The organism is Streptomyces sp. NPDC051051 (genome assembly GCF_040682975.1).
Taxonomy (GTDB): Bacteria; Actinomycetota; Actinomycetes; order Streptomycetales; family Streptomycetaceae; genus Streptomyces.
The window spans coordinates 92,240-105,307 of record NZ_JBFBCB010000028.1; the positions used below are offsets into that span (position 1 = coordinate 92,240).

12 protein-coding genes and 1 pseudogene are annotated in these 13,068 nt (G+C 74.3%); 7 read left to right on the forward strand and 6 right to left on the reverse strand.

What is annotated here, in order from left to right; all coding sequences use genetic code 11:
• Window positions 1-81: 81 nt before the first annotated feature.
• From AB0N31_RS21805 to AB0N31_RS21825, 5 genes and pseudogenes are all read left to right on the forward strand, one after another.
• Window positions 82-1,062 carry a zinc-binding alcohol dehydrogenase gene (locus AB0N31_RS21805; protein WP_366060038.1) on the forward strand — a complete coding sequence of 327 codons (981 nt, stop codon included), beginning with the start codon at window positions 82-84 and terminating at the stop codon, window positions 1,060-1,062.
• Between the two features lie 116 nt (window positions 1,063-1,178).
• Complete coding sequence (locus AB0N31_RS21810) at window positions 1,179-1,577, forward strand: 6-carboxytetrahydropterin synthase (protein ID WP_366060039.1); 399 nt, start codon at window positions 1,179-1,181, stop codon at window positions 1,575-1,577.
• Complete coding sequence (locus AB0N31_RS21815) at window positions 1,574-2,779, forward strand: glycosyltransferase family 4 protein (protein WP_366060040.1); 1,206 nt, start codon at window positions 1,574-1,576, stop codon at window positions 2,777-2,779. The genes AB0N31_RS21810 and AB0N31_RS21815 overlap by 4 nt, the downstream gene beginning before the upstream one ends.
• Window positions 2,776-3,810 (forward strand): class I SAM-dependent methyltransferase, encoded by a 1,035-nt coding sequence (locus AB0N31_RS21820; RefSeq protein WP_366060042.1) that lies wholly within the window; start codon window positions 2,776-2,778, stop codon window positions 3,808-3,810. Before AB0N31_RS21815 ends, AB0N31_RS21820 begins: the two co-directional genes overlap by 4 nt.
• A pseudogene (locus tag AB0N31_RS21825) lies at window positions 3,810-4,883 on the forward strand (lysylphosphatidylglycerol synthase transmembrane domain-containing protein); the annotation flags it as partial. The gene AB0N31_RS21820 and the pseudogene AB0N31_RS21825, both read left to right, overlap by 1 nt.
• A 164-nt stretch (window positions 4,884-5,047) precedes the next feature.
• Here AB0N31_RS21825 and AB0N31_RS21830 read toward each other — a convergent pair.
• On the reverse strand, window positions 5,048-5,836 hold the full coding sequence (locus AB0N31_RS21830; RefSeq protein ID WP_366060043.1) for a creatininase family protein: 789 nt from the start codon (window positions 5,834-5,836) through the stop codon (window positions 5,048-5,050).
• A gap of 38 nt (window positions 5,837-5,874) precedes the next feature.
• Between AB0N31_RS21830 and ribA the strand changes: the two genes are divergently transcribed.
• Complete coding sequence (ribA, locus tag AB0N31_RS21835; RefSeq protein ID WP_366060044.1) at window positions 5,875-6,534, forward strand: GTP cyclohydrolase II; 660 nt, start codon at window positions 5,875-5,877, stop codon at window positions 6,532-6,534.
• 203 nt (window positions 6,535-6,737) lie between these two features.
• Here the strand turns inward: ribA and AB0N31_RS21840 are convergent, their stop codons facing one another.
• Genes AB0N31_RS21840 through AB0N31_RS21850 form a run of 3 tightly spaced genes read right to left on the reverse strand, consistent with a single transcriptional unit; the run spans window position 6,738 to window position 10,142 of the window.
• Window positions 6,738-7,967, reverse strand: a complete 1,230-nt coding sequence (locus tag AB0N31_RS21840; RefSeq protein ID WP_366060045.1) for a serine hydrolase domain-containing protein — start codon at window positions 7,965-7,967, stop codon at window positions 6,738-6,740.
• A 58-nt stretch (window positions 7,968-8,025) separates the two neighbouring features.
• A complete protein-coding gene (locus AB0N31_RS21845) occupies window positions 8,026-9,555 on the reverse strand; it encodes an MFS transporter (RefSeq protein ID WP_366060046.1) in 1,530 nt (509 codons plus the stop codon).
• Window positions 9,552-10,142, reverse strand: a complete 591-nt coding sequence (locus AB0N31_RS21850; RefSeq protein WP_366060047.1) for a TetR/AcrR family transcriptional regulator — start codon at window positions 10,140-10,142, stop codon at window positions 9,552-9,554. Before AB0N31_RS21850 ends, AB0N31_RS21845 begins: the two co-directional genes overlap by 4 nt.
• Window positions 10,143-10,237: 95 nt before the next feature.
• Between AB0N31_RS21850 and AB0N31_RS21855 the strand changes: the two genes are divergently transcribed.
• Window positions 10,238-10,687 carry a PPOX class F420-dependent oxidoreductase gene (locus AB0N31_RS21855; RefSeq protein WP_366060048.1) on the forward strand — a complete coding sequence of 150 codons (450 nt, stop codon included), beginning with the start codon at window positions 10,238-10,240 and terminating at the stop codon, window positions 10,685-10,687.
• Window positions 10,688-10,752: 65 nt separating this feature from the next.
• On the opposite strand, the gene AB0N31_RS21860 is transcribed toward AB0N31_RS21855, so the two are convergent.
• Both AB0N31_RS21860 and AB0N31_RS21865 read right to left on the reverse strand, forming a co-directional pair.
• Window positions 10,753-12,204, reverse strand: coding sequence for a membrane-associated oxidoreductase (locus AB0N31_RS21860; RefSeq protein WP_366060049.1), 1,452 nt, complete (start codon window positions 12,202-12,204; stop codon window positions 10,753-10,755).
• Between the two features lie 156 nt (window positions 12,205-12,360).
• A partial coding sequence (locus AB0N31_RS21865; protein WP_366060050.1) for a decarboxylating 6-phosphogluconate dehydrogenase occupies window positions 12,361-13,068 on the reverse strand: 708 nt, incomplete at its 5' end.

A 13,068-nucleotide genomic window follows, 5' to 3' on the forward strand; every position in this document is an offset into this window, starting at 1 on the left:
GTCGATCAAGGCCGCGTACTGTGCGCGACCTGTGCACACCTCGGTACGTGAACAAGTTCCCGAACGTTCAGGAGGACGCCGATGAACCGCACCGCACGTGCGTTCTGGATCGGTTCGCCGGGTCAGGGGGAGATCCGTGACGTGACCCTGCCGGACCCGGCGGAGGGCGAGGTCGTCGTCCGTTCGCTGTACTCCGGGGTCAGCCGCGGCACGGAGACCCTCGTCTTCCGCGGCGGGGTCCCGGAGAGCCAGCACACGGTGATGCGGGCGCCGTTCCAGGAGGGCGACTTCCCGGCGCCCGTGAAGTACGGCTACCTCAATGTCGGGGTGGTGGAGGAGGGGCCCCGGGAGCTCGTCGGGCGCACCGTCTTCTCCCTCTTCCCGCACCAGACCCGCTTCGTCGTCCCGGCGGGCGCCGTCACCGTCGTACCGGACCCGGTGCCCGCCGGACGGGCCGTCCTGGCCGGCACCGTCGAGACGGCCGTGAACGCGCTGTGGGACGCGGCGCCGCTGGTCGGCGACCGGATCGCGGTGGTCGGCGGGGGCATGGTCGGCTGCTCGGTGGCCGCGTTGCTCAGCCGCTTCCCGGGCGTGCGCGTGCAGTTGGTGGACGCCGATCCGGCGCGGGCGCAGACCGCCGAGGCGCTGGGCGTCGGCTTCGCCTCACCGGAGGAGGCGCTGGGCGGCTGCGACCTCGTCGTCCACGCCAGCGCCACCGAGCAGGGCCTCGCCCGGTCCCTGGAACTGCTGAGGGCCGAGGGCACCGTCCTCGAACTGAGCTGGTACGGCGACCGCAAGGTCTCCCTGCCGCTCGGCGAGGCCTTCCACTCCCGGCGGCTGGTGATCCGCAGCAGCCAGGTCGGCACCGTCTCCCCGCGCCGCGCGAACCGCAGCTACGCCGACCGGCTCGCCCTCGCCCTGGAACTCCTCGCCGACCCCGCGCTCGACGCCCTCGTCACCGGGGAGAGCGCCTTCGACGAGTTGCCGCAGGTGATGCCCCGGCTCACGAGCGGGGCGATTCCGGCCCTGTGTCACCGCGTTCGCTACGACAAGAGCGCCTGACCTGAGAAAAGAGTGGAAGTCGGCTGAACGGGGGGAGGCCGAGAGCCGTACTACACGGCATCCTCCGGCGGCCGATGGCCGGGGGACCAGACGCGCCGCACCTGGAGGGTCGTCCGTTGTTCAGTGTCACGGTCCGCGATCACATCATGATCGCCCACAGCTTCCGCGGCGAGGTCTTCGGACCCGCTCAGCGCCTGCACGGAGCGACGTTCCTCGTGGACGCCACTTTCCGTCGCGAGCAGCTGGACGACGACAACATCGTCGTCGACATCGGCCTGGCGACCCAGGAACTGGGCGCCGTCGTCAGCGACCTGAACTACAGGAACCTCGACAACGAGCCCGACTTCGCCGGTGTCAACACCTCCACCGAGTTCCTCGCCAAGGTGATCGCCGACCGGCTCGCCGAGCGGATCCACAAGGGCGCGCTCGGCGAGGGCGCCCGCGGCATCGCCGCCCTCTCCGTCACCCTGCACGAGTCGCACGTCGCCTGGGCGAGTTACGAGCGTGCGCTGTGACCGACGTGACGATGGAAAAGGCCCCGCTCGCCTATCTGCCCGCGCAGCCGGCGGCCCCGAAGACCGGGGTCCCCGCGGCCCCGAAGACCGGGGGGATCATCCCCATGTCCCTGCGTTCCGTGCACTTCGTCATGCCGGGGGGTGTCGACGACCCGACGAACCCCAGCGGCGGCAACGCCTACGACCGCCGCGTCTGCCTGGACCTCCCCGGCTTCGGCTGGCAGGTCCACCAGCACCGGGTCGACGGTGAGTGGCCCCGCCCGGGGACCGCCGCCCGCACCGAACTGGCCCGCACCCTGAGGGAGTTGCCCGACGGCACGGTCGTCCTGCTGGACGGGCTGGTGGCCTGCGGCGTCCCGGAGATCGTCGTACCGGAGGTGCAACGGCTGCGGCTCGCCGTCCTGGTGCACCTGCCGCTCGGTGACGAGACCGGTCTCGACCCGGTGCTCGCCGCCGAACTCGACACCAGGGAAAGGGCGGTGCTGCGCGCCGTCCCCGCGGTGATCGCCACCAGCGACTGGGCGGTCCGCCGCCTCGTCTCGCACCACGGCCTCGCCCCGGACAAGGTCCACGACGCCGCACCGGGCGCCGACATCGCCCCCCTCGCCTCCGGCACCGACGGCGTCTCCCGCCTGCTGTGCGTGGCCGCGGTCACCCCCCGCAAGGGCCAGCACCGGCTGATCGAGGCGCTCGCCTCGGTGACCGACCTGCCGTGGACCTGCTCCTGCGTGGGCGGCCTCGGCCAGGACCCGGAGTACGTCGCCCACCTGCGCGGCCTCATCCGCAGGCACGGCCTCCAGGACCGGCTGGAGCTGGCGGGCCCCAAGGCGGGCGCCCAGCTCGACGCCGCGTACGCCGCCGCCGACCTGATGGTCCTCACCTCCTACGCCGAGACCTACGGCATGGCGGTCACCGAGGCCCTGGCCCGCGGCATTCCCGTCCTCGCCACCGACGTGGGCGGCGTGCCCGAGGCGGTCGGCCGCGCCCCCGACGGCGGCGTCCCCGGCATCCTCGTGCCGCCGGAGGACCCGGCCGCCCTCGCCGCCGAGCTGCGTGGCTGGTTCGGCGAGGCGGACGTGCGGCGCCGGCTGAAGGCGGCCGCACGGGGCCGGCGGGCGGCCCTCAACGGCTGGGCGAGCACCGCCCAGCGCCTCGCCGGCGTCCTCGGCCGGCTGCCCGGCGAACCCCGGAGGGCGGCATGAGGAAGACCACGGCGACCCCGGCCGACCTGGCACGGCAGGCCGGGCGGATTCCGGCCCGGCCCGGACCTCGGGAGGTGTCCTCGGACATGGAGACGCAGACATCCGGCGTCATCGCGGGCGCCGGCCCGGTGACCCGCCCCGGCGAACGGCCGACCGTACGGCTGCGGGAGGGGGACGGGGACGGGGACGGCACGGTGCAGGAGCCGCCCCGCTACGCCCCCGAGTGGCTGCGACTGCGCGAGCCCGCCGACGCCGCCGCGCGGGCGGCCGACCTGCTGGACCCGCTGCGGATCCGGCTGGCCGACCCGCCCGGCCGCCCCGGCGGACTCGTCGTGCACGACCTGGGCTGCGGCACCGGCTCGATGGGCCGCTGGCTCGCCCCCCGCCTGGACGGCCCCCAGCACTGGATCCTGCACGACCGCGACCCCTACCTGCTGCACTTCGCGGCCGTGGGCTCCCCGCGGGCCGCCGCCGACGGCAGCCGCGTCACCGTCGAGACCCGGCGCGGCGACGTCGCCCGGCTGACCCCGGACGCCCTGGTCGGCGCCTCGCTGGTGACCGCGTCGGCGCTGCTGGACGTCCTCACCCGCGAGGAGATCGACACCCTCGCCGCGGCCTGCGCGGGCGCCGGCTGCCCCGCCCTGCTGACCCTCTCCGTGGCCGGACGCGTCGAACTGACCGCCCCCGACCCGATGGACGAGGAGATCGCCGCCGCGTTCAACGACCACCAGCGGCGCGGCGGCCTCCTCGGCCCCGACGCGGTCACCGCGGCCTGCGAGGCGTTCGCCGACCACGGCGCGACCGTGAAGGTGCATCCCAGCGCCTGGCGGCTCGGCCCCGACGAGGCGGCGCTCACCGCCCAGTGGCTGCGCGGCTGGGTCGGCGCCGCCGTCGAGGAGCGCCCCGACCTCGCCGCCCGCGCCGAGACCTACCTCGCGGCCCGGCTGGCGGCCTGCGCGGCCGGCGAACTCCACGTCACCGTCCACCACAGCGACCTCCTCGCCCTGGCCCGGCCCACGGGCGGCCGCTGATGGGCGCGGAGACGGCGGGCGCGGGCGTCCCGGCGCCGGCGCCGCCGACGCGGTGCGAGCGGACGACCGTACGACGGCCCCGGCGCGACGCCGCCGCCGCGCGGGCGGCCGCGCACCCGCCCGCGTCCCGTACGGCCACCGTGGACGTGCCCCCGGCCGGTACTGCGGCGGTGACGTTCCCGGCGCCTGCCGGCCCCGCCGTCTCCGAGGACCGTACCGGGGCGATCGTGACCGAGCCGGCCCCGCGGCCGGGCGCGCGTTCCCGGTTCGCGGCGCTGCGCACCCATGGCGGCACCCTCGCCGGGGTCCTGATCCTCGGCGTTCTGCTGTGGCGGACGGGCACCGGCCCCGTCGTGGACGGGCTGCGGCGCATCGACGCCGCCACCCTGCTCCTCGGGCTCGGGATCGGCGCCGTCACCACCGTGTTCAGCGCGTGGCGTTGGGCGCTGGTGGCCCGCGGACTGCGAATCCGGCTTCCGCTCGGGCCCGCCGTCGCCGACTACTACCGCTCGCTGTTCCTCAACGCGGCCCTGCCCGGCGGCATCCTCGGCGACGTGCACCGCGCCGTGCGCCACGGGCAGAGCACCGGCGACGTCGGGCGCGGCGTGCGGGCCGTCGTCCTGGAGCGCACGGCGGGCCAACTCGTGCTGGCCCTCGCCGGAGTGACGATCCTGCTGACCCTGCCGTCCCCCGTCATGGCGGACGTACGGCACTTCGCGCCGGCCGTCGGCCTCGGCGCGGCCGGCGCGCTCGCCGTCGTCCTCGCCGTGCGGATGAACTCCCCGGCGGCCCGCCGGGGCGGACGGCCGGGCAGGGCGCTCGCCGAGGCGCGCGAAGGACTGCTGTCCCGGCGCAACGGACCGGGCGTCGCCCTGTCGTCGGCGGTCGTCCTGGCCGGCCACCTGGCCACCTTCGTCGTGGCCGCCCGCGCGGCCGGCTCCGCCGCCCCGGTGCTCACGCTGCTGCCGCTGGCGGTCCTCGCGCTGCTCGCGATGGGCGTGCCGCTCAACGTCGGTGGCTGGGGGCCCCGGGAGGGCGTCACCGCCTGGGCGTTCGGCGCCGCCGGCCTCGGCGCGGGCACCGGGCTCGCCGTCGCCGTCGTGTACGGGGTGCTCAGCTTCGCGGCCGCGCTGCCGGGCCTCGCAGTCCTCGTCGCCCGCTGGTGCGGGAGGCCGGGGAACGCGGAGCTGCGGGACGGGGGCCCCGCCTCCGGTACGACGGCGTCCGGCGCCGCGCGTTACGCGGGACCGCCCTCGGAATCCTCCGCCGTGGTCCCGGACGTCAGTATCGAGAAATACGCTCCGAAGGAATCCGTCAGGCTCGCCAGGAGTTCCTTCCCCTTTTCCGCGGACCCCAGGGAGGGACGGCCGATGACGCCCGAATCGGTATAGGCGGACATTCCCAGCGTGAGCAGATGGCGACGGTCGTCCGCGGTGAAATCGGCGGACTCGTAACCGGGCCGGACGAGTTCGGGACGGGTGTGCAGCAGGATCGAGGTCTCGATCTCCCCGGCGTGCATGTCGGTGAGCAGCGAGGTCGACACCCCGGCCGCCGTCCGGGCCGCCTCCCAGTCCTCCGGGGCCGGGAAGAGCGCCATCCGCTCGCCGCGGGCGGAGGACTCCTGGACGGCGTTGCCCAGGACGTAGTTCCCGCCGTGTCCGTTGACGAGCACCAGGGCCTCGACGCCCGAGCGGCGCAGTGAGGCCGCGATGTCCTGTACCACCGCGTGAAGGGTGACGGCGGAGATGCTGACGGTTCCCGGCCAGTCCGCGTGCTCGTGCGAGCAGGCGATGGTCACCGGAGGGAGGAGGTGCACCGGATACGCGGCGGCCACCTCCCCGGCTATCGCGCACGCGACGAGCGTGTCGGTGGCCAACGGCAGGTACGGTCCGTGCTGTTCGAAGCTTCCGACGGGCAGCACCGCCACCTGGACCGGGACGTCCGCGCCCCGCGACCGCACGTCCTCGGTGGTGTCCGCCGGCACGAGTCCGTACGCCTGCGCCGTCCGCATTCCCGAATCACTCATCTTTTCCCGGCCTTTCGTCTCTGCTTAGGAACCAGATCATGACAGACAAATTCGGCGTGCTCGGCAAGAAGTCCTCCCAGCGCACCGGTGTGGAACGCGTGGTGAATGCACCGCTGCCCACCGTGTACGGCAAATTCCAGGCGATCGGTTACCTCGACCACGACCGCGGCGACGAGCAGGTGGCCCTGGTGTACGGCGATCCCGGCACCGAGAACGTGCTGACCCGGCTGCACTCGGAATGCCTCACCGGTGACGCGTTCGGCTCCCAGCACTGCGAGTGCGGCGACCAGCTCGAGTCGGCGCTGCGGGCCGTCGTCGCCGAGGGCCGGGGCATCGTCGTCTACCTGCGCGGGCACGAGGGCCGGGGCATCGGACTGCTGGGCAAGCTGCGGGCGATGGCGCTCCAGGCGGAGGGTCTGGACACCGTCGAGGCGAACGTGGCGCTGGGCTTCCCGGTGGACGCACGGGACTACAAGGTGGCCGCCGACATCCTGCGCGACCTGGGCGTGCGCTCCGTCCGCCTGATGTCGAACAACCCGCGCAAGCGGGAGGCGCTGGTGGACAACGGCGTCCAGGTCGCCGAGGAGGTGCCGCTGCTGATCGAGCCGTGCGAGAACAACATCACGTACCTGCGCACCAAGCGGGAGCGGCTGGACCACCGCCTGCCCCACCTGGACGCGGTCGCGCACTGGTCCTGAGCGCACTGGTCCTGAGCGCACGGGTGCTGAGCGTACGGATCGTGGACGCACGGGTCGTGGGCACATCACCGCTCCCGAGCGAGCACGCGCTGCGGGCCGCCGCGACGCACAGGGGTCGCGGCGGCCAGTGCGCATGACGGGGGCCTGGCACACGACGGGCCGGCCGGGGCGTGTGAGGGACCGGGGTCACGACCGCCCGGCGGTCAGTCCGTGACCGCTTCGTGGACCAGCCGCTTGAGGTCGGGGTAGAGCTTCAGCGACTTCCTCGGCCGTACCTGCGTGAGGAACTGGACGGTGAGGTCGCGGCTCGGGTCGACCCAGAACGTCGTCGTGGCCACCCCGCTCCAGCCGTAGGTGCCGAGTCCGGAGGGGGCCCGGGTGCGCTCCGGGTCGATCACCACGGAGACGCCGAGGCCGAAGCCGACGCCGTCGTTGCCGGGCTCGTCGTGGGCGGGGCGGCTGCCGACCGTGCGCAGGTCGGCGCCGCCGGGCAGATGGTTGCGGGTCATCAGGTCCACCGTCGCGGGCTTCAGCAGGCGTGTGCCGTCGAGTTCGCCGCGGCGGCGCAGCAACTCCGTGAAGCGGTGGATGTCGTACGCGGTCGCCACCATGCCGCCGCTCCCGGACAGGAACCGGGGCCGCCCGGACAGGGGCAGTCCGGGGATCGGCTCGATCCCGCCGTCCTCGGTGTCGCCGTACAACTCCGCCAGCCGGCCCGCCTGTTCGCCGGTTACCTGGAAACCGGCGTCGGGCATGCCGAGGGGACGGAAGACCCGTTCGGCGAGGAACACGTCGAGGGGCCGGCCGGAGACGACCTCGATGATCCGGCCCAGGACGTTGGTGGCCACCGAGTAGTTCCACTGCGTGCCGGGCTCGAACTGGAGCGGCAGACGCGCGTACGCCTCGACGGTCCCGGCCAGGTCCGAGCCCGGCAGCACCGCCGACTCCAGCCCGGCCTCGCGGTACAGGGCGTCGACCGGGTGGCAGTGGTAGAAGGCGAAGGTCAGGCCCGCGGTGTGGGTCATCAGGTGCCGTACGAGCACCGGCTGCCCGACCGGGCGGGTCTCGAGGTCCGCGCCGGAGCCCCGGACGTACACGCGCTGGTCGGCGAAGGCCGGCAGGTGCGCGGCGACCGGGTCGTCGAGCGAGAGCCGGCCCTCCTCCACCAGCATCAGCGCGGCGACCGAGGTGACCGGCTTGGTCATCGAGTAGATCCGCCACAGCGTGTCGGACTCGACGGGGAGTCCGGCGGCGATGTCGCGCCGGCCGCGGGTGGTGAGGTGCGCGACCCGGCCGCCGCGGGCGACGGCCACGAGGAAACCGGGCAGCCGCCCCTCGTCGACGTGGTGGTCGAGGTACTGGTCGAGGCGGTCCAGCGCCTTCCCGTCCAGCCCCACCTCGCTCGGGTCGACCTGTTGCCGCAGCTGTGCCATCGCTCTCCTCCGGTGCGTTCGATCAAGGCGCGGTCCGGCATACCCCGTCGGAACGGCCTCAGACCTCATCGTCGCCCAGGGACGGCGGGAAAGGACCCCTTTCGACAGCGTGAACGGGGTGCTCCGCGTTTCCCGGACCGGCGGCGGGGGGCACCGGGAGGACATCGGCGGAGCGGGGAGGGCCGGGTGGACGGCCGGGGGCGGGGCACGGCGCGGGGCCGGCGGGAGCCCCGGTGGCGGCCGGGCGGGACCGTCCCGGAAGCGCCCGGCACAGGGGCAGCACCGCCGCGGCCGCCACGGCGAGCGCGACGAGGGGCGACCTGGTCCCGCCCGTGTCCATGAGCACGGTCGCCGACGCCACCCCGAGCACCGGCCCGATGTTCACGGCCGTCTGCTGCAGGCCGCCCGCCACCCCGGCCGACTCCGCGGGCGCCTGCCGTACGACGACGTGGGTGGCCGCGACCATCACCGTCCCGAACCCGGCGCCCACCAGCGCGAACCCGGCGCAGAAGGCGGCCGTGCCCGGGGCGGCGGCCAGCACGAGGAGACCGGCGGCGAGTACGGCGACGGCCCCCGCGACGGTTCGAACGGCGCCGGCCCGGCGCAGCAGGACGGCCGACGCCGGCGCCGCGGCCACCAGGAACGCGGCCAGCGGGAGGCTGACGAGGGCCGTGCCCAGCGGGGTGAGCCCCAGGTCGTCCTGGAGGACGTACACGCAGGCGAACAGGCCGCCGTTGAGGGCCGCCGACACGATGACCAGCAGGGTCAGGGCCGCCCGGACCGGCGGGGAACCGATGACGGCCGCGGGCACCAGTGGCGCCGGTGCGCGGCGCTCGTGGCGGACGAATACGGCACCGGCGACCACGGCCGCCACCGCGCCCGTCGCGCCGACCGGCCCCCCGGGCGCGACGAGGGTGTGCACCAGGCAGGCCAGCGCCACCGCCAGCCAGAGGGCACCGGCCACGTCGAGAGCCCGTACGGACGCGGATACCGAAGAAGAGGCTGGAGCCGAGGCCGGAGCCGCCGTCCGCGCCGCACGCTCCCGTCCACCGGCGGTGAGGGCGAGGGCGCCGAAGGCCAGTGCCGGCACCACGTTCAGCAGGAACACGGCCCGCCATCCGAAGCCCGTCGTCAGTGCCCCGCCCAGCACCGGACCGGCGGCAGCCGCCAGCCCGATCGCGGCCGTCCGCACGGCGATCGGCCGTCGCAGCCGCTCCGCCGGGTACGCCGAGCGCAGCATGCCGAGCGTGGCCGGCTGCAACAACGCCCCGAACACCCCCTGCACCACCCGCAGGGCGATCACCCAGCCCACGCCCGGCGCCACCGCGACACCGACGGAGGCCGCCCCGAAGCCGAGCATGCCCACCGCGAACGTACGCCGGTGGCCGTACCGGTCGCCGAGCCGCCCGGCGAACACCAACAGGCTCGCCACGGCCACGAGATACCCGGTGCTGGTCCACTGGGCCTGGGCGAAGGTGGCGTCCAGGTCGCGTCGCAGGGTGGGCTGGGCGACGGTGAGGACGGTGCCGTCCAGGGCCACGACCACGGCACCGGCCACACTGCTCACCAGGATCGGCGGCCGTTTCACCGACCGGCCTCCGGCCCCAGGTGCGCGTCGAGCGCCGTCCGCAGCAGCGGCTCGAACTCTTGGGTTTCCGTGGCGAGTTGCAGGCTTCCCCAGCTCCACAGCTGGGCGATGCCGTGCAGGTTCGCCCACAGCGCCGCCGTGACCGCACGGGCGTCGGCGCCGGGCCGCGCCCGGCCGACCAGGTCCACCAGCACGCCGAACAGCGGGAGGCTGGTGTCGCGGAGCCCCAGGTGGCCGCTCTCCAGCAGGTCGTGACGGAACATCAGCTCGTACATGCCGGGGTTGTCGAGGGCGAACTCCAGGTAGGTGCGGCCCAGTTCGGTGATCTGGTCGCGGGCGGGCGCGGTGCCGTCGCCGCGGGCCGCCGCCACCCGGCCGGCCAGGTCGGTGAAGCCCCTGCGGGCGATCGACGACAGCAGTTCCAGGTGGGTGGGGAAGTAGCGGCGCGGGGCCCCGTGCGAGACGCCCGCCCGGCGGGCGATCTCCCGCAGGGTCAGCGCCCCGACGCCCTCCCGGGCCAGCAGTTCCACCCCGACGTCGACCAGCCGGACCCGCAGGTCCGCCCCCGGCTTCCCCTCATCGATCATAGACAGTGTCTACCAGGTGGCAGTAGACGCTGTCTACTCGGACGTGCGGGCGTTCGCCCGGGAATGCGGACGCGTCCCGCACGGGTTGTGCCGACATGACTCAGGACTCGCCGCAGCACGCCCTGCTCGCCCTGCTCTCCGACAGCCGCGGCGGGGTGCTGGTCACCCTCAAGCGGGACGGGCGCCCGCAGTTGTCCAACGTCAGCCACCACTACCACCCGGAGGAGGGCGTCATCCGGATCTCCGTCACCGACGACCGGGCGAAGACCCGCAACCTGCGCCGCGACCCGCGCGCCTCCTACCACGTCTCCGCGCCCGACCACCGCGCCTACACGGTCGTCGAGGGCACCGCCGAGCTCTCGCCGGTGGCCGAGCACCCCTACGACGACACGGTCGAGGAACTCGTCCGGCTCTACCGCGACGTCCTGGGCGAACACCCCGACTGGGAGGACTACCGCGCCGCCATGGTCCGCGACCGCCGCCTCGTGGTGCGCGTACGGGTGGAACGGGCCTACGGCATCCCCAGGACGGGCGACGACGGGTAGCGGGTCCCGGTCCGTCCCCTCGGGCGCAGGACTTCCGCGCGCTGACCGGCGGGCACCGGCCCGGTCTACTGCCGGCTGACCGTCCTCGTCACACCGGCGACGACGGTCGAGGCCAGGAGCCAGCCGGTCAGGATCAGGACGTACGACAGGATCCGGTGCCAGCCGGACGGGGCGAACGCGGACTCCTGACCGAAGGAGACGACCGGCAGGAGCAGGTCGAGCGTGTAGAAGACCGGGTCGAAGTCGGGGGCCTCGGACGCCTTGAGCGCCCGCGGGTGCTCCAGCGCGAACGCCACCGACCCGGCCGCCAGCAGCGACAGCAGCCATACGGCGGCCCGCAGTGGGCGGAAGCCGTAGCCGACGGCCGCGTCCTGCAGGTGTCCCCACAGCCGGCCGTACCAGGGAAGGGTGCCCCGGTGCCGGCGCAGCTTGGCGAGCTGCACCAGCCGGGCGGCCCGGTCGTCACCGGCGTGGCGGTAGGCGGCGGTGAGCTGCTCGTAGGCGTGCGGGTCGAACGCGCCGTCGTCGCGCTCCAGCATGGGCAGCCGGCGCTCGGCGGGCTCGTGGGGGGTGAGGAAGGTGTAGGTGAGGTCGAGCAGACGCACCTGCTCGGGCAGCATCTCCGGCTCGACGTGGAGCTGGTTGATCTCGGCACGCCGCAGGTTGAGCCCGCCCTGGATCGGCGGGCCGCCGCGCAGCCACATCTCGCCGACGGCACAGCTGCTGGCCCGCAGGGCGGTGTCGCCGGGGCAGGAGAGCGTCGCGTGCAGCAGGTCGATCCGGCCGGGTATGCGCGCGCCGCGCAGGTCGATCCGGCCGTGGGCGCGCAGGCGGCGACCGATGAGGTGGGCGCCGACCTCGAGGGACTCCCCGTCCAGGACGTGCGCCCCCGGGTTGCTCAGTTCGGCTTCCTCCAGGTCGATCGAGCCGGCCACGCTCGCGCCGTCCAGCCGGATCAGGCCGCGGGTGCGCAACCCTCGGGCGCAGAGGTCGTCGTCGACGGAGATCCGCTTGAGCTGGAGCACGGTCCGCGCCGGGCCGTCCGCGCCGACCTCCGCGCCGTCGAGGTACAGGGCCCCCGAGATCTGGGCCCTGCTGAGGATCACCGCACCGTCGATGCGGCAGTGGGTCAGGCGCAGTCCGCCGTCGATCCGGCAGTGGTCCGCCGACAGGCCGGGCAGCACGGAGCCGCGCAGGGTGACGTAGCCGAGCTGGGCGCCGGAGAGGCGGGGTGCCTCGTCGAAGCGGCAGTGGTGGAGGCGGACGACACTGTCGACGGTCGCGTACCGCAGGTCGAGCACACCGGTGACGCGGGCTCCGACCACCATGAGGGCCGCCACTTCCCCCGGCTCCCGTGGGCCGTTGAGGAGCAGCGCCCGCAACACGGCCGCCCGCAGGGTCCGTTCGGGTCCGTGCTGGGCGCCCCCGGTGCCCGCGGTCCGGAAGTCCACGGTCCGCGCCGTGGCGAAGGCCCGCCAGACGCGCCGCTCGGCCGGTGTCAGATCGTCGATCTCCATCAGCCGCGACTCTGGCGGGCCCTCCGTACGGTGTCAACCAGGATCCGACGGACCGTCAACACCCTCGGCCCACCGCGGTGAGCGGCGGGGCGGGCCCGGCCGGCGACACCGGCCGGGCCCGCCCCGCCTTCTCCCGTGAGTGCCGTCCGGCCGAGCCTACTGCTTCGCCGACTCGACGGCGTGGCCGCCGAACTGGTTGCGCAGGGCGGCGATCATCTTCATCTGCGGCGAGTCCTCCTGGCGGGAGGTGAACCGCGCGAACAGCGAGGCCGTGATGGCCGGCAGGGGCACCGCGTTGTCGATGGCGGCCTCCACGGTCCAGCGGCCCTCGCCGGAGTCCTGGGCGTAGCCGCGCAGCTTGTCCAGGTGCTCGTCCTCGTCGAGGGCGTCGACCGCCAGGTCGAGCAGCCAGGACCGGATGACCGTGCCCTCCTGCCAGGAGCGGAACACCTCGCGGACGTCGGTGACCGAGTCGACCTTCTCCAGCAGCTCCCAGCCCTCGGCGTAGGCCTGCATCATGGCGTACTCGATGCCGTTGTGGACCATCTTCGAGAAGTGACCGGCGCCGACCTTGCCCGCGTGGACATAGCCGTACGGGCCCTCCGGCTTGAGCGCGTCGAAGATCGGCCGGAGCCGGTCGACGTGCTCCTTCTCGCCGCCGACCATCAGGGCGTAGCCGTTCTCCAGGCCCCACACACCGCCCGAGACGCCGGCGTCGACGAACCCGATGCCCTTGGCACCCAGTTCCGCGGCGTGCTTCTCGTCGTCGGTCCAGCGGGAGTTGCCGCCGTCCACGACGACGTCACCCGGCTCCAGCAGTTCGCCCAGCTCGTCGACGGTCGACTGGGTGGCGGCACCGGCCGG